Source organism: Lentzea sp. NPDC092896, assembly GCF_044754905.1.
Lineage (GTDB): Bacteria > Actinomycetota > Actinomycetes > Mycobacteriales > Pseudonocardiaceae > Lentzea.
Genome location: NZ_JBIVPX010000001.1, coordinates 1,940,019 through 1,960,409, shown reverse-complemented (window position 1 = coordinate 1,960,409; position 20,391 = coordinate 1,940,019). Strand labels below are relative to the sequence as shown.

Sequence of the window (20,391 nt, the reverse complement as noted above, 5' to 3'; positions counted from 1 at the left end):
CGCTCGCCCAGCCGCTCAGGGAGAAGCGGCCCGCACGGCCGGTCGGCCCGCGTGCCGTCAACGCTCCCCGTCCGACGCCACCGACTGCCGGGGAGGCGTGATGCGCCGCCTGGCTGTTCTCCGCTCCCCCGTGGGCGCGGCCTCCGCCGTCCTGCTCGCGGTCCTCCTCGCCCTGGCGATCTTCGCCCCGCTCCTGTGGGGCGACCGCGCCGGAGCCATCGACACCGACGCCATCCAGCAGGGCCCGTCCGCCGAGCACCTCCTCGGCACCGACCAGCTCGGCCGCGACATCTTCTACCGCGTGCTGGTGGCGACCAGGCTCACCATCGGACTGGCCCTGCTCGCGACGCTGATCGGCGTGGTCACCGGCCTGATCCTCGGCTCGGCGCCCTCGGTGCTGCCGCGGTGGGCGGCCAGGATCGTCACGTCGGCGGTCAACATCGCCGTCGCGTTCCCCGGGCTGTTGCTGGCACTGTTCTTCGCCGTCATCTTCGGCACCGGGACGGTCGGCGCGGTGCTCGCCATCGCGTTCGCGATCGCGCCGTCGTTCGCCCGGCTCACCCAGACCCTGACGGCCTCGGTGAGCGGACGCGACTTCATCAAGGCCGCGCGGGTGTGCGGGGTGGGCCGGTTCCGCCTGCTGACCCGGCACGTCCTGCCCAACATCGCCGAGCCGCTCGTCATCAACGCCACCCTCGTGGCGGGCTCGGCGCTGACCGCGTTCGCCGGGCTGTCGTTCCTCGGGATCGGCGTGCAGGCACCCTCCTACGACTGGGGGCGGCTGCTCGGCGAGGGCCTCAGCCGCATCTACGTCTCCCCCGCGCCCGCGCTGGGGCCCGCGATCGCCGTGGTGCTCGCGGGTCTGGCGTTCAACCTGTTCGGCGAGGCAGCGGCGGCACGCCACCGGGACCAGCAACCGCGGGGCACCGCGGTCCGCGCGCCGCAGTCCACCGGCGGCACCAACGAAAGCGGGCTGCTGACCGTCCGGAACCTGCACGTCACCTTCCCCGGCGGCATCTCGCCGGTGCGAGGCGTGTCGTTCACCGTCCACAACGGAGAGATGATCGGCGTGGTCGGCGAATCCGGCTCCGGCAAGAGCCTCACGGCGCTGGCCGTGTCGCGGCTCGTCGAACATCCCGGCACGGTCACCGCCGACACGTTGCGGTTCAACGGAAAGCCGCTCGACCAGACCCCGGACCGCGAACTGGGTACGCGGCTGGCGATGGTGTTCCAGGACCCGATGACGTCGTTCAACCCCACGCGGCGCATCGGCGGGCAGGTCGCCGAGGTGTCCGAGGTGCACCAGGGCCTGAGCCGCAAAGCCGCGCTGCGCAAGGCGATCGGCCGCCTCGAAGCGGTGCGGATCCCGGAGCCGGAACGCCGCGCGAAGCAGTACCCGCACGAGTTCTCCGGCGGCATGCGGCAGCGGGCCATGATCGCGATGGGACTGATGGGCGAACCCCAGCTGGTGATCGCCGACGAACCCACCACCGCGCTCGACGTCACGGTGCAGCGCGAGGTCCTCAAGCTGCTCGCCAGGATCCGCGAGGAGCGTGGTGCCGCGGTGTTGCTGATCAGTCACGACATCACCGTCGTGGCGCAGACCTGCGATCGCGTGCTCGTGATGTACGCGGGCCGGATCGTCGAGGAGCTGCCGACGGACGAACTGTTCACGGCGGCGCGGCACCCGTACACGACGGCTCTGCTCAAGGCGGTACCCGACCTCGACACGGACCGGGACGCGCCGCTCGCGGTCATCCCCGGCAGGCCGCCGGAGCCCGGCGAGATCGGCCAGGGGTGCCCGTTCGCACCGCGTTGCCCGCTCGCCGACGACCAGTGCCGCACCGAGGAACCCGAGCTCGAACCCTTCGGCGACGGGCATCGGGTCGCGTGCTGGAAGTCCGAGACCGAACTGGCAGGTGCGCGATGACCGATCTCACGTTCAGCAACGTCACCGTCCGCTTCGGCCACCACACGGCGGTCGACGACGTCAGCCTCACCGTGCCGTCGGGCCAGGTCCTGGGCCTCGTCGGCGAGTCGGGCTCCGGCAAGTCCACCCTCGCCTCCACCGCGGTCCGCCTGATCAAGCCCACCGAGGGCGCGGTGCACGCGGACGGCAAGGTCCAGATGGTCTTCCAGGACCCGTACTCGTCGCTCGACCCGAGGATGAGCATCGGCAACACGATCGCCGAGGCCATGCCGCGCGGCACCGACCGCAAGGCCGAGGTCGCGAGGCTGCTCGAACTGGTGAACCTCGACCCCGGCCGGGCCACCGCGCTGCCGGCGAGGCTCTCCGGCGGGCAGCGGCAGCGCGTCGCGCTCGCCAGGGCGCTGGCGGGCAAGCCGAAGGTGATCATCGCCGACGAGATCACGTCCGCGCTGGACGTGTCCGTGCAGGGCGCCGTCCTGAACCTGGTCCGCGACCTGCAACGACAGTTCGGCCTGACCATGCTGTTCATCTCGCACAACCTCGCCGTCGTGCGGTACGTGAGCGACCGCGTCGCGGTGATGAAGACGGGCAGGATCGTGGAGGAGGGGCCGGCCGCGCAGGTGCTCGCCGACCCCCAGCACGAGTACACGCGCGAGCTGCTCGCGGCCGCGCCCCGGCGTGACACGAGGCTGGAGGCTTCATGATCGACGATCTGCACGGGCGCAGCGTCGTCGCGGACACCCACAACGACCTCCTGGACGCGCTCGTCCACCGCCCGGTCGAGCGGTGGGTGCCGCACTTCCGCGAGCGGTGGCTGCCGCAACTGCAGGCGGGCGGGGTGAACCTGCAGGTCCTGCCGGTGTTCATCGACGACGTGTTCCGGCCGGAAGGCGCGCTGCGGCAGACGTTGCGGATGATCGAGGTCGCCCACCGGATCGCCGAGGCGAACCCGGAGACCAGGCTCTGCGTCACCGGCACCGAGATCGACGAGGCCCTGGCCGACGACCGCATCGCGCTCGTGCTCGCGCTGGAGAGCGCGCCGGGCGTCGGCGAGGACGTCGAACTGCTGGAGACGCTGCACCGGCTGGGCGTGCGGATCGCGTCCCTCGCGCACTTCGGCCGCACCGCGCTGGCCGACGGCAGCGGCGAGGACGCCACCGGCAGCAGGCTGACCAGGGCGGGCGTCGCCGCACACGCCGAGATGGAACGTCTCGGCATGATCTTCGACGTCAGCCACCTGAGCGCGGCGGGCGTCGACCACGTGCTGGAGCTCTCCACCCGTCCGGTGATGGCGACGCACTCGTCGGCACGGGCGTTGCGCGACCACCACCGCAACCTGACCGACGCCCAGCTCAAGGGCATCGCGGACAACGGCGGCGTGGTGTGCGTGAACTTCTTCGCGCCGTTCCTGCACGAGTCCGACTTCACGATCGGCCGCCTGGTCGACCACATCGAGCACATCGCGGGCGTCATGGGCGTCCGGCACGTCGGCCTCGGCCCGGACTTCGTCAAGGAGGTCCTGGAGGACACCACGCCGCCGTGCTGCGAGGCCCAGTTCATCGAGGGCGTCCCGACCGACCGCTTCCTGCCCGGCCTGGAAGGGCCCGCGGGACTGCCGCTGGTGACCGAGGCTCTGCAGAAGAGGGGATGGCCCGAGGACGACATCGTCCGCGTCCTGGGCCAGAACGTGCTCGACCTGTTCCGTTCCGAACTGAGGGGATCCGCATCATGACCACCGTCGAGGACCTGTACGGCTACGCGCTGCCGGAGCAGCCGGCGATCTCGCCCGACGGAACCGAGATCGTCTACGTCCTGCGCACCACCGACCGCGAGAACGACCGCGACGACCGCGCGCTCTGGAAGGTGTCGAACGGCAAGGCGAAGCAGCTCACCAGGGGCAAGTCCGACACAGCGCCGGCATGGTCGCCCGACGGCAGGATCGCGTTCCTGCGCGCCCAGGACGGCCCGGCCCAGATCTGGCTGCTCGACGGCGAACCCGAGAAGCTGACGACCCTCCCCCTCGGCGCCGGCGCGCCGGTGTGGAGCGAGGACGGCACGAAGCTCGCGTTCTCCGCGCCCGTCGACATCGCGGACGTCTCCGCGCCGATCGTCACGAGCCGTCTCTTCCACAAGGCCGACGGATCCGGCTACCTGCGCAGCCTCCGCGCCCACCTGCACGTGCTCGACCTCGAGACCCGCGAGGTGCGGCAGCTGACCAGCGGCGACTGGCACGCCGGCGCGCCCTCGTGGTCCCCGGACGGCACGAAGCTCGCCTTCACGGCCTCGCGCGACGAGGACGCCGACCTGACGTTCCGCTCGGCGGTGCACGTGGTCGAGGTCGACGGCGCCACCGAACCCCGGCTCGTCGGCTCGGCCGACGGGCAGGCCGGAACGGTCACGTGGACCGAGGCCGGTCTGCTCGTCATCGGACGCACCACCACGGACACCGGCCACCTCGACCTCCTGCACCTGTCACTGGACGGCGAGGTGCGCAACCTGTCGGCGTCGCTGGACCGCAACCTGATGCCCGGCATGGCGGGCTATCCCGGCGGTCTGCCGGTGCGGCACGGGAACACGGTGCTGTTCTGCGCCCGCGACCGCGGCTGCACCCAGCTCTACGCCGTCGACCTGGAAGGCGGGGACGGGCCGCGTCTGGTCCTGGGCGGGGATTCCCGAGTCGTGGCAGGGCTTTCCGTCGCCGGTGACACCGCCGCCATCGTCCTGGGCACGCCGACCTCGTTCGGCGAGATCGCCACCGTCGACCTGACGACGGGCGAGGCCACCGTCCACACCGGACACAACGAGATCACGCCGTTCGTCCGCGAGGAGCGCGAGTTCACGATCTCGGACGGCACGGTCGTGCACGGCTGGCTGGTCCGCGACCCGGAAACCACCGGTCCGGCGCCGCTGCTGCTCGACATCCACGGCGGCCCGCACAACGCGTGGAACGGCGCGGCGGACCCGGTCCACCTCTACCACCAGGTGCTGGCGCAGCAGGGCTGGGCGGTGCTGCTGCTCAACCCGCGCGGCAGCGACGGCTACGGCGAGGCCTTCTACCAGGCCGCGCTCGGCGCGTGGGGCAAGGCGGACGCCAAGGACTTCCTGGAGCCGCTCGACGAGCTGGTCGCCGAGGGACTCGCGGATCCGGCGAAGCTCGCCGTCACCGGCTACAGCTACGGCGGCTACATGACCTGTTACCTGACCAGCCGCGACAGCAGGTTCGCCGCGGCCGTGGCGGGCGGCGTGGTCAGCGACCTGACCAGCATGGGCGGCACGTCCGACGCGGGCCACTACGTCACCGAGCTCGAACTCGGCGGCCAGGGCGGGCACCTCGCGGAACTGTCCCCGTTGACGAAGGTCGGTGACGTCCGCACGCCCACCCTGATCTACCACGGCGCCGCCGACGACAGGTGCCCCGTCGGCCAGGCCGAGCAGTGGTTCACCGCGCTGCGCCAGAACAGCGTGCCCACCGAGCTGGTGCTCTACCCGGACGAGTCGCACCTGTTCATCCTCAACGGCAAGCCGTCGCACCGCGCGGACTTCAACCGCCGCGTGACCGACTGGGTGCGCGAGCACGCGGAGAACCGCAAACCCCTCGACGCGAAGCACTGGCAGCGCAGGCTTTCCGCACTCGCGAAGAAGCACGACCTGCCGGGCGCGGCCCTCGGCATCCTCTACAAGGGCGACACGATCCAGGCGCACCACGGCGTGCTGAACCTGTCGACCGGCGTCGAGGTCACCGAGGACACGATCTTCCAGATCGGTTCGATGGGCAAGGTGTGGACGACGACGGTCGTCATGCAACTCGTCGACGAGGGACTGCTCGACCTCGACGCGCCGATCGTGGACGTGCTGCCGGAGCTGAAGCTGTCCGACCCGGTGGTCGAGCAGAAGGTGACCATGCGGCACCTCCTCACGCACACCAGCGGCATCGACGGCGACAACTTCACCGACACCGGCCGCGGCGACGACTGCCTGGAGCGCTACACCGAACTGCTCGCCGACGCCGCCCAGAACCACCCGCTCGGCGCGACCTTCTCCTACAGCAACGCCGGATTCGTCCTGGCGGGCCGGGTGATCGAGAAGCTCACCGGCAAGACGTGGGACGTGGCGATGCGCGAGCGGCTCTACGTCCCGCTCGGCCTGACCCGCGCGGGCACGCTGCCGGAGGAAGCGCTGCTGCACCGCGCCGCGGTCGGCCACGTCACGAAGGACGAGAAGCTCGAGCCGGCGCCGGTGTGGATGCTGCCGCGCTCGCTCGGCCCGGCCGGAACGATCTTCGCGTGCGCGGAGGACGTGCTGAAGTTCGCTCGCATGCACCTCAACGGCGGCGTGGCGGAAGACGGCACGCGGGTGCTGTCGGAGGAGTCCGCGGCCGTGATGACCGAGAAGCAGACCGACGTGCCGGACAAGGAGGCGCTGGGCGACTCGTGGGGCGTCGGCTGGATCCGGTTCGGCTGGGACGGGCAACGCCTGGTCGGCCACGACGGCAACACCATCGGCCAGTCCGCGTTCCTGCGCATCCTGCCGGAGCACGACCTCGCGGTCACGTTGCTGACCAACGGCGACACGGCTCGCGAGGTGTATCTGGAGCTGTACAAGGAGATCTTCGCCGAACTGGCGGGCGTCGACATGCCGATGCCGCGCAAGCCGGACGCCGAACCGCCCACTGTGGACACCGCGCCGTACCTCGGCAGGTACGAGCGGGCCTCGATGAGGCTCGACATCGTCGAGGGCGAGCACGGGCCGCAGCTCGACGTGACGCCGACCGGTCCGCTGGCCGGCATGTTCCCCAAGCCGCCCGCGATCGATCTCATCCCGGCCGGCGACGGACGTTTCCTCTACCTGTGGCCGGACTCGAAGAGCTGGTCCTCGCTGGTCTTCTACACGCTGCCCACCGGGGAGCAGTACGTCCACATGGGTGTCCGCGCCACGCCGAAGGTCTCCTGATGAACCTGATCGACGACATCGAGCGGCTCGTGTCCTGCGAGTCGCCGTCCACCGACCTGGCCGCGGTCGCCCGCAGCGCCGAGGTCACCGCCCAGCTGGGTGCCGCGCTGCTCGGCTCGCCGCCGGAACGGATCGTGCTCGACGGCCGCACGCACCTGCGGTGGCGGCTGGGATCGGGACCGCGCAAGGTGTTGCTGCTCGGCCACCACGACACCGTGTGGCCGATCGGGACGCTGGAGCGGATTCCGTTCAGCGTGCAGGGCGGCGTGCTGCGCGGGCCGGGTTGCTTCGACATGAAGACCGGCGTCGCGATGATCTTCAACGCCGTCGCGGCGCTCGGTTCTCCCGACGGCGTCACGGTTCTCATCACCGGCGACGAGGAGATCGGCTCGCCGACGTCGCGCGGGCTGATCGAGACCGAGGCCGTCGAGCACACCGCTGTCCTGGTCTGCGAGGGCTCTGCGGACGGCGGTGCTTTGAAGACCGAGCGCAAGGGCACCTCGATGTACGAGGTGATGCTGCACGGACGCGCCTCGCACGCCGGGCTCGAACCCGAACGCGGGGTGAACGCCACGATCGAGGCCGCGCACCAGATCCTCAAGGTCTCACTGCTGGCGGACCCGGCCGCCGGGACCACCGTCGTGCCGACCGTGCTCTCCTCCGGCACGACGACGAACACCGTTCCCGCGCAAGGGAAGTTCATGGTGGACGTCCGGGTGCGGAACCTCGCCGAGCAGCAACGGGTCGACGAGGACATGAAGGCGCTGCAGCCTGTGCTGGACGGCGCGAAGGTCGAGGTGGCCGGCGGGCCGAACCGCCCGCCGCTGGAGCTGTCCGCGTCGTCCGCGTTGTTCGAGGTCGCCTCCGGGCTCCTGCCAGGGATCACCCAGGCTGCGGTCGGTGGCGCGTCGGACGGCAACTTCACCGCGGGCGTGGGAATTCCGACGCTCGACGGCCTCGGTGCCGTCGGCGGTGGCGCGCACGCCGAGAGCGAGCACGTGCTGGTGTCGGAGCTCGTTCCGCGCACCCAGCTGCTCGCGGCGCTGGTGAAGGAGCTGACATGACCCTGGTGAAGCAGAACGTGGTGGTCCGTCAGCTCACGGACTACGCGGAACTCCTGGCCACACAACGGTTGTACGAGTCGATCTGGCGGCCGACCGCCGCCGGCGGCACTCCCCCGGTCACCGCCGAGCTGCTGCGGGCGATGACGAAGGCGGGCAGCTACGTCGCGGGCGCGTTCGACGGCGACGTACTGGTGGGCGCCTGCATCGGGTTCTGCTCGCCGCCCGCCGCCGGCGCGCTGCACAGCCACATCGCCGGGGTGGCGGCGGGCATGCGGGGCCGCAACGTCGGCTACGCGCTCAAGCTCGACCAGCGGACCTGGGCGCTCGAACGCGGACTCACCGAGGTCAGCTGGACGTTCGACCCGCTGGTGCGCCGCAACGCGTACTTCAACCTGGGCAAGCTCGGCGCCGACGCGACCGAGTACCTGCCCGACTTCTACGGCCACATGCACGACGACATCAACGGCGGCGGCGAGACCGACCGGCTGCTGATCAGCTGGCGCATCTCCTCCCCCGCCGCCGTGGCCGCGTGCGAGGGCAGACCGCGGACCGTCAGCGCGACGGGCGTGGTCGGGCTCGGGATCTCCGAGGACGGGCGGCCGGTGCCGGGAGTGTGTTCCGGCAGCACGGTTCTGGTCGCCGTGCCGCCGGACATCGAGTCGCTCCGGACCACGAACCCGGCCGTGGCCGACGAGTGGCGGCACGCCGTGCGGGAGGTGCTCGGCGGGCTGCTCGCGAGCGGTGCGCGGATAACCGGGTTCGACAGGTCCGGCTGGTACGTCGTCGAGAAGGGCAGTGAGTCGTGAAGCTGACCGGGGTGGAGATCCGCTGGGTCGAGATGCCGCTGAAGTCGCCGTTCCGCACCTCGTTCGGCACGCAGACCGTGCGGCAGTTGCTGCTGCTGCGTGCCGTCACGGACGAGGGCGAAGGCTGGGGCGAGTGCGGTGCCCTGGTCGATCCGGTGTACTCGCCGGAGTACGTGGAGGGCTGCGCGGACGTGCTGCGGCGGTTCTTCATCCCGGCGCTGACCGGACCGGTCGACGGCATCTCCGTCGCGCCCCGGCTGGCCCGCTTCCACGGCCACCGGATGGCCAAGGCGGCGTTGGAGATGGCCGTCCTGGACGCCGAACTGCGCGCGCGTGGGGTGTCGTTCGGCCGTGAGCTGGGCGCTGTCCGCGACCGCGTGCCGTGCGGGGTGTCGGTCGGGATCATGAACTCGATCCCCGAACTGCTCGACGCCGTCGGCGGCTACCTGGACGAGGGCTACGAGCGGATCAAGCTGAAGATCGAGCCGGGCTGGGACGTCGAACCCGTGCGGGCCGTGCGGGAGCGGTTCGGTGACGACGTGTTGTTGCAGGTCGACGCGAACACCGCGTACACGCTGGGCGACGCCCGGCACCTCGCGAAGCTCGACCCGTTCGACCTGCTGCTGATCGAGCAGCCGCTGGCCGAGGAGGAGCTGCTCGCCCACGCCGAGCTCGCCAAGGTGGTGCGGACCCCGATCTGCCTGGACGAGTCGATCACCTCGGCGTCGTCGGCGGCCGACGCGATCAGGCTCGGCGCCTGCCAGATCGTCAACATCAAGCCCGGCAGGGTCGGCGGTTACCTGGAAGCGCGACGCATTCACGACGTCTGCGCGGCGAACAACATCGGGGTGTGGGTCGGCGGGATGCTCGAGACCGGCATCGGCAGGGCCGCGAACGTGGCGCTGGCGGCGTTGCCGGGCTGCACCCTGCCGGGCGACACCTCGGCGTCCGGCCGCTACTACCAGCTGGACGTCACGGAGCCGTTCGTGCTGCAGGACGGCCACCTGCCCGTTCCGACCGGGCCGGGGCTGGGTGTGACGCCGTTGCCCGACGTGCTGGACGCGGTGACGGTGAAGACGGAGTGGATTCCTCTTTAGCATCAACGCCGCACCGACCTGCCGAGATACCACTCCTGCAGGTCGGTGCGGCTTCGTTCGAAGCGCGCGGTGGGGATCGCCGCGGCAGTTCCCGTCATCTTGTGCACTCCTGCATCTCAAATCCCACGTCCCCTATTCGGATCAATCAATTACGGATATATCTACTCTCCGTATCAAATGGCCCGTTCGACGGACAGCATTCAGCCCTTCGAGTCATCGCCTCGTGATCATGTTGCTACTCTCCGAAACAGGGAGGTATTCCATGACAGAGGGTGACAGGGCGGACGGAAGCCAGAATTACGAGGCCCGGCTCGCTGAGCAGCACCATCGGCTGGCGTTGGCGAGAGCGGGGTACATGCCGCCGGCACCAGAGCCGTACGAGCTCGAGGACTCGGTCGCCACAGCGCCGGGCGTGAGTGTCGTGGTGCGGAACCGCCGGATCATCTGGCTCGACATCCACCCGGATCTGCTCACGCAGCCGCCCGGTGCCGTGTCGAAGCCGATGAGAGAGGCCATCAACACCGCCTTGGAACAGTCGTTGATTGACACTCCCGGCGCCGGTGATCCAGGCCCCGACCTCGCCGCGCTGGGTCAGCAACTCGCGGACTTCACCCGGCAGGGTGGCGAGGCGTTGCACCGGATTCAGGGCCTGCTCGAGGCGTCGATGGCGAAGACCGGTATCAGCGGTGACAGCACGCCCCAGTACGTCGGCCACCTGTTCCAGGACGCGATGGACGTGGTGACCTCCACCCAGGCGGCGCTGTCGGCGGATCCGGCGCCGATGGTCGTCGGCGAGGGCCGTGACGACGACAACGAGGTCAACGCCGCCGTTACCAGCGGCCAGGTCGATGCCTTGTCGCTGACGGTCGTCGCGTTGCAGTACCCACCCGCGCAACTGACGCAGGCGGTGATCCAGGCGGTCAACACGGCGATCGACGAGTGGGAACGTCTGTCCGCCGCGGCGGACAGACCCGCGCTGGACGTCGCCGCGTTGCAGGCAGTCAGTGAACAGGCAGAAAAGGTCCGCGAGCAGAGCATGCAGCACCTGCGCGCCTACACGACCAACCTCACCTCGATCATGCGCACCGTCGACTAGGGAGTGACAACGATGTCCGGGATGGAAGTGTCCGCCGAGATGATCGGCGGATCCGCGAAGGAGATCCTGGGGACCGGCGACTCCCTGACGAGTGACGTCGCCGCGTTCCGCAGCCAGGTCGAAGGTCTGACCGGCGCGTTCGGCGGCGACGAGCTCGGCTCGGCGCTGGGCACGATCTACCAGATCGTCTCCGAGGCCGCGTTCGAGTCGTTCGAGGACAACGCCGACGGTCTCGCGGAGATCGGCCAGAACCTCCAGGGCATGGCCGACGACTACTCGGCCGTCGAGAGCGCCAACCAGGGCACGTTCCAGCAGCTGTTGGGAGAACAGGCATGACCACCGGCATGATGCTGCCCCCGGAGCTGTCCGGACTGCTCAACACCCTGGGCTTCAACTGGCCGGAGAGCGACGAGGGCAAGCTCTTCGACCTCGGCGGTCTCTGGTCGGACTTCGCCGACCGGCTCGGCCCCGCCGCGGCCGCCGCCGAGGAGCACGCCCAGCAGGTGCTGAGCGCGAACAGGGGCGCGGCCATCGACGGCTTCAAGGCGTTCTGGACCGACGAGGAGGCGCCGAAGAAGAACCTCGAGGACGGCGCAACCGCCTCGTCGCTGATCGGTGCCGGCCTCTACGTCTGCGCGGGCGTCGTGGTCGCGCTCAAGATCGCCGTCGTCGTGCAGCTGGTCATGCTCGCCGTCCAGATCGCCCAGGCCATCGCCACCGCGGTCCCGACGTTCGGCGCCTCGCTGCTGGAGATCCCCATCTTCAAGGAGATCACCTCGATCCTCCTCGACCAGGCGATCGATCTCGCCATCAGCCAGGTGCTCAATGCCTAAGGTCAAGAAGCCCAAGGCGAACAGGACCATCACCAACGCCGGGGTCTTCAACCCCATCGGCACGAAGCTGCGCACGGCGAAGCGCCCGGCCGGCAACAACGTTCAGGCGCTCGACGTCGACTCCTACGCCAACCTCAAGAAGCGCGAGAAGGTCGGCGACAACCTGGAGCACGACCACATCCCGTCGTCGGCGGCGCTCAAGCGCGCCGAGGAGAAGCGGCTCGGCCGCAAACTGACGAAGCAAGAGGCCGACGCCCTGCACAACAAGGCGAACGCGATCGAGGTCCCGAAAGACGTCCACGCCAAGAGCGACACCTTCCGCGGCAAGAACACGAAGAAGCAGATCGAGGACGACGCGGCGGACCTCAGCAAGGCCGCGAACAGGGACTACGCTACGACCCGCAAGAACCTCCTCGCTCACGGCTACTCGGCCAAGGACGTCGACGCGGCCTTGGACAAGATCAAAGCCGAGAACCGAAAGAAGGGCATATGACCACGGTCTCCGGTGAGATCACCGTGCTGCTGGACGTCCTGGGTCACCGCCAGGGTGACAGCCGCATCCTCGACGCGATCGTCCTGGTCGGCCCCCAGATGGAGGTCAGCGAGTACGACTTCGACGGCGAGAAGTCCACGTACTTCGTCTTCAAGGAGGCCGGTACGGAACTGCTCTTCGAAGACGACGTCCTGGCCTCGGTGATGGTGCGGACCCAGCCGGATTCCGAGGACGAGACCTACGGCGAGTACCCGCGTCCCGGCGAGCTGGTGCAGGGGCTCTCCGCCACCGCCACTCGCGACGAGGTCACGGCGTTCCTGGGCAGCCCGGAACGCAGCGGTCCGAGCTTCGACCGGTACGAGGTCAACAACCGCTATCTGCACTTCGAGTTCGGTGCGAACGGCCGGGTCGCCCGGATCTCCGCGCTGCTCGAACCGGTCTAGACAGCAGTTCCGGTGCACGAACACGGGCCCGTCACCGCACTGGTGGCGGGCCCCGCGTCTGACGTTCCGAACCGCCGACGAGTCATGGGACCTTCCGCGCGCTGATCGGATACTCGACGTAGGCGATGCGGCGGGAGTCCGGGGACCAGCTGTTGACGTTGATCGTGCCCTGCCCTCCCCGCAGAGCGACGAGGGTTCGTGGAGCCGACCGCGGCAACGTCAGCAGCCGAAGCTCGACAGGCAGGTCGGCCGGGTGTCCGACGGTTCCGGCCGGATAGCTCAGGTACGCGACGTGCGCGCCGTCGGGCGACGGATGCGGGAACCAGTTGACCCGCTCGTCGCCGGTCAGCTGTTCCACCGTCCCGGACACCTCGTCCCGCCGGAACAACTGGGCGTGGCCTTCGATCGTCGACCGGAACTCGGAGTTGAAGTACAACGCCTTCCCGTCAGGCGAGAACTCCGGTCCGTCGGCGGGCGAGTAGCCGTCACCGACCTGCACCTCGGCTCCCGTGCCGAGATCGAGAGTCCACACGGCACGACGCCCCCACTCGTCGCCGTCCGCCATCTCCACCCCGACGTAGGTGAGGCGGCGGCCATCCGGTGAGATGCCGTGCAGGAAGTGGCGGAAACACCGCTCCGGTTCCTTGTCGACCGTCACGCGCACGGCCTCACCACCGTTCCACGGCACCCGGTGGAGGTGACCGTCCACAGCGGACGCGATGTGCCACAGGCCGTCCGGTGTGACGACGTGATCGTTGTTGACCGGAGGGAGCCCGGTCACTGGCACCACTGTCGGCGTTCGGTCCCCCTGCAGATCGACCCGCAGCAGCACCCCGTCCCCGTTGACCACCAGATGCCGGCCGTCCGGATGGAACTGCGGGGCTTCGATCAGCCGTTCGGTGCTGCTCAGAACGAGCTCGGACTCCCCCGTGGCGACGTCGAGCACCCGGAGGTCGGCTCGCTGCCCAGGAAGGAGTTCCCGCCCCGAGGGGAGGTCCGCCGGCAATTTGGTGCCACCGATGGTGATCGTCGGCTGCTGGTCGGCCTTTCCGGGCGCGCTGTTCTCCGCGCGGCCCTCTTGTTCCGGTGAGGTCACGCCTTCACCCTTCCACTCGCTGTCGCCGTGCAGCTGCTCCAAGACACAGCTGGATGGCCTGTCCAGCCACGTGGGTGTCATCGCTCCTTCACCGACCCAGCCAACGCCGTACTCGTCATCCAAGCTGGACGGGTTGTGAAGGACCTCCGACGAGCACAACGAGTGGTTTACCTGGCCGACCTGAACGTCATGGCCGCCGACTGCCATGCGACATCCATGGCAACATCATCAGAGCTGCTGACCCGGCTTGCGTTCCTCGTGGATCGACTTCACGGCCTCGTCCACCGACTGAGCCACCGGCAGCACCTGAGTCAGGGCGCTGGCCATCAAGGGACGCGCGGCTGCCACAGCCGTGGCCACGATGGCGAACCCCACCTTCTCGCGCTGCGCCCGCCCGTACAGCTCCAGCAGCATCGACAACGCGGACGAGCCCATGAAGTCCACGGTCAACTCCACCACCAAGCCGTCCGGCTGCTTGGCCACGTGATCGAACAGGGCCGTTCCCACCTTGTCCACGCTGACCACGTCGAGTTCGCCGCTGACGGCAACGACGAGTACGCCCTCATGGTCGCTGGTCTGCATGTCGGCCACCGACGCTGTCTCACCCGAAGTCACTGAAATACCTCACTGGAAGTTCCCCCGACCGTTGTCCTCTGACCGCTGTTACGAACCGCGGCGTCAGACGGCATGATCACTGCGATTCCCCGGAGTCCCCATCGGCAAACCTGTACTGACAAGTTCAGCGCTCGCCGCAAAGAACTCGCTGACCTGCGGTACAACGAACGTGTGCACAACGAGGTGAGCGGAGACGTCCACGGCACCGTGGTGCAGGCGCGTGACGTCTACCTGCAATCACGGGGCCCGACCGCGCTCGACGGACTGCCACCGGTCGCCGCCGAGTTCACCGGCCGCGCCGCGGACCTGAGCGCTGTCGCCGAAGCGCTGGGCGGCCCGCAACCCGTTGTGGTGTCCACGGGCCTCGCGGGCGTCGGCAAGACCACGCTAGCGGTGAAGGCGGCCCACGACGCCGCCAGCAGGTTCCTGGGCGGCGTGCTGTTCATCGATCTCCACGGTTACTCCACACCCGTCCAACCGCAGACCGCTCTCGCCACCTTCCTGACGGCGCTCGGCGTGTTGCGCGTACCGGAGACGCAGCCAGAACGAGAGGCGCTCTACCGCTCCCGGCTCGCGAAGCACCAGCCGATGTTGCTGGTGTTGGACAACGTGTCGTCGTCCGACCAGGTCCGCGCGCTTCTGCCGCCGGGCGACCAGCACCGCGTGCTCGTGACCAGCCGGCACACACTCGGAGATCTGCAAGGTGCCCGGCGTGTCGAGATCGACGTGCTACCGGCCGACGACTCGGTGACGATGCTGGCGAACCTCCTGCAGGCCACCGATCCCGCCGACACGCGGATCGCCGATGCCCCGCAGGCCGCGCACGAGATCGCCGAACTGTGCGGACGGCTGCCGCTCGCGCTCGGCATCGTGGCCGCCCTGTTGTCCGACGATCCCCGGCTTCCGCTCACCGAACTCGTCGTACTGCTGCAGGAAGCGCGGCTGGCCGAACTCAGCTACGACGACCTGGCCGTCCGTGCGGCGTTCGACCTCTCGCACACCAGGCTCGCCCACGAGGAACAGCGGCTGTTCCGGTTGCTGTCGCTCAGCCCCGGCCCCCAGATCAGCACCGAGGCCGCGGCGGCGCTGGCCGGCAGATCACCGCAGTCCACGCGGAAACTGCTGACCGGCCTGCGGCGCGCGCACATGATCGAGAGCGCGGAGCCGCACGGCTGGTTCCGCTTCCACGACCTGCTGCGGCTGTACGCGGCAGAGCACTGCGAGGCCGAAGTGGAAGAGGTGCGCGAGGCCGCGCTCGCCCGCCTGATCGACTACTTCGCCGATACGGCGGAACAGGCCGGACAACAGCGGCCCGGATTCGAGACCCGCAGGCGTGCCCACGTCTGGTTGCGGACCGAGCGCGACAGCATCCTCGCCGTCATCGCTCTCGCCCACCGAACCGGCCGTCATGAACAGGTCCTGCGCCTGGCGTTCGCCTTGGGCACGTTCCTCTACTTCTTCTACAGCCGCCGCACCTCGGCGGAAGGGATCTCCGCCTACGAACTGGCTCTGGAAGCCGCCGTGAGCCTGGGCGATCGAGAGGCAGAGACCAAGGCCTTGATCGGACTGGGGCGCTTGCACCGCGAGATGGGCCACGACGAGGCCGCCCGCGCACGGTACGAGGCGGCCGCCACGCTCAGCAGTGACCTCGGTGACGACGAGAGTCAGGGCAGGGCGTTGCACAACCTGGGATTGCTTGCCCGGCGCCGCAAGGACTTCGACTCGGCGTGGCAGCTCTACGGCGGGGCGCTGGCGCGCTACCGCGCGGGCGGACTTCGCTCCGGTGAGGCCCAGGTCCACTACAGCCTGGGAGTGCTCGCCGACACGGTAGGGCTCTCCGAACGCGCGGCCGAGTACTTCCTGGACTGCATCGAGATCTCCGGGGACGCCGGCCGCAACGACCTGGTCGGGCACGCGCACAAGCACCTCGCGTTGCTCGCGTGGGACACCGATCAGCAGGAGGAGGTGCAACGCCGGCTGCACGCCGCCCATGCCGCCTACCTCGAAGGGGGACACGAGCGGAAGGCGGAGCAGCTGTGGCGGCATTTCCGGAAAGCCAGACGCAGCAGGCAGTCGCGCGACTGACGAGTGCGGCTCCCGCGTCTCCGACGCCTTCGACGTGGAAGCCACCTGTGCCAAGCCTCCACTTCTCTGCTCCCGATCTGTGCGAACGCCTGGGCACCCGGAGCAACTGAAGTGCACCTGAACAGCCTGAACACGCTGGCGCGTCAGTAGACTCCAATCAGTTGAACACGGAATGGATTCCTCTGTAGACGGTTGGCAGGGTGGTGGACATGAGTCCGCGAACAGGCCTCGCCCGCGTGCTGGACGACCTCGGCACCACGCTGATCGACCTCGTGCGTGGTGATCCGAGCCGTGCCACCGACGTGGGCGGGGTGGTGATCCACGACCCCGACGACGACCAGGCGCTGCCGCCGTCCGCGCTGGTGCTGGGTGTCGGCGTGCGGGACCCGGCGGAGATCCTCGGCGTGCTGGACGGGGCCGCGGCGCTCGTCGTGCGGGGGCCGGTCGTGGTCACGGACGAGATCGCCCGGGCCGTCGACCGGTCCGGCGTCGTCCTGCTCGGCCTGGCGCCGGGCGCGTCGTGGACGCAGCTCGCCGCGATGCTGCGGTCGCTGCTGGCCGAAGGTGAGGTCGATCCGTCCGAGACGCTCGGCGGCGTGCCGGCCGGGGACCTGTTCGCCCTGGCCAACGCGGTGGCGTCGCTGATCAGCGCCCCGGTGACGATCGAGGACCGCAGTTCGCGGGTGCTCGCGTTCTCGGGGCGGCAGGACGAGGCCGACCCGTCGCGCGTCGAGACGATCCTGGGCAGGAAGGTCCCGGCGCGCTACACGCGGATGCTGGAGGAGCGCGGGGTGTTCCAGCGGCTCTACCGCAGCGACCAGGCCGTCTACATCGAGGGCCTGCTCGCCGACGACGGGTCGCTGTGCCTGCCCCGCCTCGCCGTGGCGGTGCGCGCGGGCGACGAGTTCCTCGGCTCGATCTGGGCCGCCGTGCGCGGGCCGCTGTCCCCGGACAGGTCCGCCGCGTTCGGCGACGCGGCCAAGCTCGTGGCGCTGCACATGATGCGCCAGCGCGCGGGTGCCGACGTCGAACGACGGTTGCGCGCGGACCTGGTCTCGACCGCCGTCGAGGGTGGTCAGGGGGCCGCGGAGGCGGTGCGGCGGCTCGGGCTGGCCGACCAGGCCTGCGTGGTGCTGGCGTTGGCATTGGCCCACTCGCACGGTGACGACCCGGCCGCGCACGCCCGGCTGCTGGCCGAACGCCAGCAGGTCGCCGACGCGCTCGCGATGCACCTGACGGCCGTGCACCCGCGCGCCGCCGCCGCGTTGATCGGCGACGTCGCCTACGCGATCCTGCCCGCCGAGTCCGAGGACCGGGCGCTGCGGATCGCCACGGACTTCCGCAACCGCATCGGGCACCACGTGCTGGTGGGCGTCGGCGAGGTGTCCGACGGCCTCACGCTGTCGCGGTCCCGGGCCGGTGCCGATCTCGTGCTGCGGGTGTTGCGGGCCGGGCGGGCCGCACTCGGGGTGGCGCGAGTGTCCGATGTGCACAGTGAGGGGTTGTTGCTGGAGCTGTCGGACCTGATCGCCGAACGCGGGGACACGCTGACCGGTCCCGTCGCGCGGTTGATCGCCTACGACCGCAAGCACAGCGGCAATCTCGTGGAGACGCTCGGCGCGTGGCTCGACGCCTTCGGGGACGTCGTGGCCGCTTCGGCCGCCGTTTTCGTGCACCCCAACACGTTCCGCTATCGGCTGCGGCGGTTGTCGGAGGTCGGGGAGATCGACCTCAGCGACCCGGACGCGCGGTTCGCGGCGATGCTGCAGCTGCGGCTGTGGCGGCCAGACGGCGCCGCGCCAGTGCGACGAACGCCTCGGTCGACGGATGCGCCGCCGGTGCCGGCCACGCCAGGCGGACGGTGATCGGCTCGGCGTCGGCCAGCGGCAGGTAGGTGACGCCGGGGTGCGGGTTGTGGTGGCTGCTGCCGGCCGCCGTGACCCCGACCGTCGCGCCGGTCGCGATCGACGTCAGCCACTCGACGACGCCGGGCACGTCGACGGTGCGCGGGCGCGCCCCGGACGGCCAGAGCTCGGCCCCGGTCGTCGCCGCCGTCTCGCACACCGCCACGCACTCGCCCGCCAGGTCGGCGAGCAGCAGGGCGTCGCGGGCCGCCAGCGGGTGATCGTCCGCGACGGCCGCCACGCGGGGTTCGTCGAGCAACGCCACGTGGTCGATGTCCGCGCCGGCCGGTTCGGTGCGCAGGACGGCCACGTCCGCCTCGCCGCGCCGCAGCGCCGCCTCCGGGTCGTCGGAGCGGCGGATGTGCACGAGCACGTCCGGGTGTTCGGCGCGCCACTCCCGCAGGAACGGGATGGTGTACTCGCCGAGCGCGGCCCAGGCGAAGGTGAGCCGGAGCGGCTGCGGTCGCACGGCCTCGGCCAGCGCCGTGTCCAGCGAGGTGAGGATGCGGTGGCTGTGCTCCCACAGCCGTTGGCCCGGTTCGGTCAGTGCGACGTGACGGGTCGTGCGTTCCACCAGGCGCACGCCCAGACGCCGTTCCAACTGCTCCAGCGTGCGCGAGAGAGCGGGCTGCGTGACGTGCAACGCCTGCGCGGCCGCGGTGATCGAACGGTGGTCGCCGATCGCGGCGAGCGCTCGCAGGTGGCGCAGCTCGACATTCATAACCACCGATCATAAGTGCTGCACGAACGGCATTTCACTCGCGCTCGAAGCGGCCATAGCGTCGAGGGCATGAGGATTTTGCTCGTTGGAGCCACCGGCAAGCTGGGTACCGCGGTGCACGAGGTGCTGACCGAACGCAAGCACGACGTCGTGACCGTCTCCCGCACCGGAGGCGACCTGCAGTACGACGTGACCGACCCGGCCCAGGTGGCCGATCTCTACCAGACCGTCGGACAGGTGGACGCCGTCGCGTCGGCCGCCGGGCACGTGCCGTTCAAGCCGTTCGGCGAGCTGACGATCGAGGACTACCAGGCCGGGCTGACCGGCAAGGTCCTCTCCCAGGTCGCGCTGGTCCGCGAAGGCCTGGCGCACGTCACCGAGTCGTTCACGCTGATCACCGGCGTGCTGGCGCGCGAACCGATCGTCACCGGGGCGGCTGCCTCGCTGGTCAACGGCGCCGTCGAGGCGTTCGTGCGGGCCGCGGCCATCGAGATCGCACCGCAGCGCGTCAACGCCGTCAGCCCGACGGTCTTCACCGAGGCGCTCGACGCGTACGGCGACTACTTCCCCGGCATGAAGCCCGTGCCGGTGGCCGACGTGGCACAGGCGTACGTCCGCTCGATCGAGGGCCGGCAGACCGGGCAGGTCTACGTGCTCTGAACCTGCACGCGACTGAGCAGCCGGTCCACGAGATCGGGCAGTCGCTGCTTGCCCGCACCCTCCAGCCACAGCGCGATGCCGGTGCGGATCGTGGCGAGGAACGTCGCCGCCATCAGCCGGGCGATCTCCTCGTCCGGTTCGCGCAGCACCAGAACGGCGGTCAGGTCGCGTTCGAGCGCGACCTGGTCGCCTGCCTGGCGTGCGATCAGTGACGGATGCCGGCGCAGCAGCCGCAGCTGGGCCATCCACTCGACGTCCGGGAGCGGACGGTCGCGGTAGAGCTCCGCGGTCGACGCGCGCAGGGCCTGCCAGGCCCCCTCGTCCCCCGGCCGGGCCCCGACCAGCGAGACCAGCGCCCTGAACCGCTCGCGGTCGGAGTCGAGAACGGCCTCTTCCTTGCTGGCGAAGTAGTTGGAGAACGTCCTGCGCGAGACCCCCGCCGCGTCCGCGATGTCCTCGACCGTCACCCCGTCGAGGCCGTGCTCCATCGCCAGCCGCAACGCCGCCCCGGCCAGCGACCGTCTGGTCTCCGCCTTCTTGAGCTCGCGCCGAGTGGTGAGGGTCTCCATGGCGTTCAGCGTAGCGGGTGTAAGTTGCT

The 20,391-nt window shown here is 70.0% G+C and carries 17 protein-coding genes and 2 pseudogenes; 15 read left to right on the top strand and 4 right to left on the bottom strand.

Going from position 1 to position 20,391, the window contains the following annotated elements:
- The first annotated feature begins 100 nt into the window (after positions 1 to 100).
- From ACIQF0_RS08665 to ACIQF0_RS08610, 12 genes and pseudogenes are all read left to right on the top strand, one after another.
- Positions 101 to 1,930 carry a dipeptide/oligopeptide/nickel ABC transporter permease/ATP-binding protein gene (locus tag ACIQF0_RS08665; protein ID WP_401026228.1) on the top strand — a complete coding sequence of 610 codons (1,830 nt, stop codon included), beginning with the start codon at positions 101 to 103 and terminating at the stop codon, positions 1,928 to 1,930.
- Positions 1,927 to 2,604, top strand: a pseudogene (locus ACIQF0_RS08660) (ABC transporter ATP-binding protein); the annotation flags it as partial. The gene ACIQF0_RS08665 and the pseudogene ACIQF0_RS08660, both read left to right, overlap by 4 nt.
- A gap of 26 nt (positions 2,605 to 2,630) precedes the next feature.
- Positions 2,631 to 3,662, top strand: coding sequence for a dipeptidase (locus ACIQF0_RS08655; RefSeq protein WP_401026226.1), 1,032 nt, complete (start codon positions 2,631 to 2,633; stop codon positions 3,660 to 3,662).
- A complete protein-coding gene (locus tag ACIQF0_RS08650; protein ID WP_401026223.1) occupies positions 3,659 to 6,880 on the top strand; it encodes a serine hydrolase in 3,222 nt (1,073 codons plus the stop codon). Before ACIQF0_RS08655 ends, ACIQF0_RS08650 begins: the two co-directional genes overlap by 4 nt.
- Complete coding sequence (locus ACIQF0_RS08645) at positions 6,880 to 7,944, top strand: M20 family metallopeptidase (protein WP_401026220.1); 1,065 nt, start codon at positions 6,880 to 6,882, stop codon at positions 7,942 to 7,944. Before ACIQF0_RS08650 ends, ACIQF0_RS08645 begins: the two co-directional genes overlap by 1 nt.
- A complete protein-coding gene (locus ACIQF0_RS08640; protein WP_401026217.1) occupies positions 7,941 to 8,750 on the top strand; it encodes a GNAT family N-acetyltransferase in 810 nt (269 codons plus the stop codon). The genes ACIQF0_RS08645 and ACIQF0_RS08640 overlap by 4 nt, the downstream gene beginning before the upstream one ends.
- Positions 8,747 to 9,847: an o-succinylbenzoate synthase gene (gene menC / locus ACIQF0_RS08635; protein ID WP_360029747.1), complete on the top strand. Its 1,101-nt coding sequence runs from the start codon at positions 8,747 to 8,749 to the stop codon at positions 9,845 to 9,847. Before ACIQF0_RS08640 ends, menC begins: the two co-directional genes overlap by 4 nt.
- Positions 9,848 to 10,109: 262 nt before the next feature.
- Positions 10,110 to 10,943, top strand: coding sequence for a hypothetical protein (locus tag ACIQF0_RS08630; RefSeq protein ID WP_401026214.1), 834 nt, complete (start codon positions 10,110 to 10,112; stop codon positions 10,941 to 10,943).
- 12 nt (positions 10,944 to 10,955) lie between these two features.
- Entirely contained in the window at positions 10,956 to 11,279 is a 324-nt protein-coding gene (locus ACIQF0_RS08625) for a WXG100 family type VII secretion target (RefSeq protein ID WP_401026211.1), read from the top strand.
- Complete coding sequence (locus tag ACIQF0_RS08620) at positions 11,276 to 11,776, top strand: hypothetical protein (protein ID WP_360029744.1); 501 nt, start codon at positions 11,276 to 11,278, stop codon at positions 11,774 to 11,776. The genes ACIQF0_RS08625 and ACIQF0_RS08620 overlap by 4 nt, the downstream gene beginning before the upstream one ends.
- On the top strand, positions 11,769 to 12,269 hold the full coding sequence (locus tag ACIQF0_RS08615) for a hypothetical protein (protein ID WP_360029743.1): 501 nt from the start codon (positions 11,769 to 11,771) through the stop codon (positions 12,267 to 12,269). The genes ACIQF0_RS08620 and ACIQF0_RS08615 overlap by 8 nt, the downstream gene beginning before the upstream one ends.
- Positions 12,266 to 12,712, top strand: a complete 447-nt coding sequence (locus ACIQF0_RS08610) for a hypothetical protein (protein WP_330276647.1) — start codon at positions 12,266 to 12,268, stop codon at positions 12,710 to 12,712. The genes ACIQF0_RS08615 and ACIQF0_RS08610 overlap by 4 nt, the downstream gene beginning before the upstream one ends.
- Positions 12,713 to 12,794: 82 nt before the next feature.
- Here the strand turns inward: ACIQF0_RS08610 and ACIQF0_RS08605 are convergent, their stop codons facing one another.
- Both ACIQF0_RS08605 and ACIQF0_RS08600 read right to left on the bottom strand, forming a co-directional pair.
- Positions 12,795 to 13,808: a TolB family protein gene (locus tag ACIQF0_RS08605; protein WP_401026205.1), complete on the bottom strand. Its 1,014-nt coding sequence runs from the start codon at positions 13,806 to 13,808 to the stop codon at positions 12,795 to 12,797.
- 228 nt (positions 13,809 to 14,036) lie between these two features.
- Entirely contained in the window at positions 14,037 to 14,390 is a 354-nt protein-coding gene (locus tag ACIQF0_RS08600) for an STAS domain-containing protein (RefSeq protein ID WP_401026203.1), read from the bottom strand.
- A 216-nt stretch (positions 14,391 to 14,606) separates the two neighbouring features.
- Here ACIQF0_RS08600 and ACIQF0_RS08595 point away from each other — a divergent pair, with 216 nt between their 5' ends.
- Positions 14,607 to 16,508 (top strand): ATP-binding protein, encoded by a 1,902-nt coding sequence (locus tag ACIQF0_RS08595; protein ID WP_401026200.1) that lies wholly within the window; start codon positions 14,607 to 14,609, stop codon positions 16,506 to 16,508.
- Between the two features lie 209 nt (positions 16,509 to 16,717).
- A complete protein-coding gene (locus tag ACIQF0_RS08590) occupies positions 16,718 to 18,373 on the top strand; it encodes a PucR family transcriptional regulator (protein ID WP_401026197.1) in 1,656 nt (551 codons plus the stop codon).
- On the opposite strand, the pseudogene ACIQF0_RS08585 reads toward ACIQF0_RS08590, so the two are convergent.
- Positions 18,354 to 19,133 (bottom strand): annotated as a pseudogene (locus ACIQF0_RS08585) (LysR family transcriptional regulator); the annotation flags it as partial. The gene ACIQF0_RS08590 and the pseudogene ACIQF0_RS08585 sit on opposite strands and share 20 nt — an antisense overlap.
- Positions 19,134 to 19,202: 69 nt before the next feature.
- Here ACIQF0_RS08585 and ACIQF0_RS08580 point away from each other — a divergent pair.
- The gene (locus ACIQF0_RS08580; RefSeq protein ID WP_401026195.1) at positions 19,203 to 19,793 is read left to right on the top strand and encodes a short chain dehydrogenase; all 591 of its coding nucleotides are present in this window, start codon (positions 19,203 to 19,205) and stop codon (positions 19,791 to 19,793) included.
- Here ACIQF0_RS08580 and ACIQF0_RS08575 read toward each other — a convergent pair.
- Positions 19,781 to 20,362 carry a TetR/AcrR family transcriptional regulator gene (locus tag ACIQF0_RS08575; RefSeq protein WP_401026193.1) on the bottom strand — a complete coding sequence of 194 codons (582 nt, stop codon included), beginning with the start codon at positions 20,360 to 20,362 and terminating at the stop codon, positions 19,781 to 19,783. The genes ACIQF0_RS08580 and ACIQF0_RS08575 overlap by 13 nt on opposite strands.
- Between the last annotated feature and the right edge of the window lie 29 nt (positions 20,363 to 20,391).

What these genes read in the sequence shown, in the direction of transcription:
- ACIQF0_RS08665 (WP_401026228.1), top strand. Translation starts at nt 101, where the DNA reads ATGCGCCGCCTGGCTGTTCTCCGCTCCCCCGTGGGCGCGGCCTCCGCC.
- ACIQF0_RS08655 (WP_401026226.1), top strand. Translation starts at nt 2,631, where the DNA reads ATGATCGACGATCTGCACGGGCGCAGCGTCGTCGCGGACACCCACAAC.
- ACIQF0_RS08650 (WP_401026223.1), top strand. Translation starts at nt 3,659, where the DNA reads ATGACCACCGTCGAGGACCTGTACGGCTACGCGCTGCCGGAGCAGCCG.
- ACIQF0_RS08645 (WP_401026220.1), top strand. Translation starts at nt 6,880, where the DNA reads ATGAACCTGATCGACGACATCGAGCGGCTCGTGTCCTGCGAGTCGCCG.
- ACIQF0_RS08640 (WP_401026217.1), top strand. Translation starts at nt 7,941, where the DNA reads ATGACCCTGGTGAAGCAGAACGTGGTGGTCCGTCAGCTCACGGACTAC.
- ACIQF0_RS08630 (WP_401026214.1), top strand. Translation starts at nt 10,110, where the DNA reads ATGACAGAGGGTGACAGGGCGGACGGAAGCCAGAATTACGAGGCCCGG.
- ACIQF0_RS08625 (WP_401026211.1), top strand. Translation starts at nt 10,956, where the DNA reads ATGTCCGGGATGGAAGTGTCCGCCGAGATGATCGGCGGATCCGCGAAG.
- ACIQF0_RS08620 (WP_360029744.1), top strand. Translation starts at nt 11,276, where the DNA reads ATGACCACCGGCATGATGCTGCCCCCGGAGCTGTCCGGACTGCTCAAC.
- ACIQF0_RS08615 (WP_360029743.1), top strand. Translation starts at nt 11,769, where the DNA reads ATGCCTAAGGTCAAGAAGCCCAAGGCGAACAGGACCATCACCAACGCC.
- ACIQF0_RS08610 (WP_330276647.1), top strand. Translation starts at nt 12,266, where the DNA reads ATGACCACGGTCTCCGGTGAGATCACCGTGCTGCTGGACGTCCTGGGT.
- ACIQF0_RS08600 (WP_401026203.1), bottom strand. Translation starts at nt 14,390, where the DNA reads ATGCAGACCAGCGACCATGAGGGCGTACTCGTCGTTGCCGTCAGCGGC.
- ACIQF0_RS08590 (WP_401026197.1), top strand. Translation starts at nt 16,718, where the DNA reads ATGAGTCCGCGAACAGGCCTCGCCCGCGTGCTGGACGACCTCGGCACC.
- ACIQF0_RS08580 (WP_401026195.1), top strand. Translation starts at nt 19,203, where the DNA reads ATGAGGATTTTGCTCGTTGGAGCCACCGGCAAGCTGGGTACCGCGGTG.
- ACIQF0_RS08575 (WP_401026193.1), bottom strand. Translation starts at nt 20,362, where the DNA reads ATGGAGACCCTCACCACTCGGCGCGAGCTCAAGAAGGCGGAGACCAGA.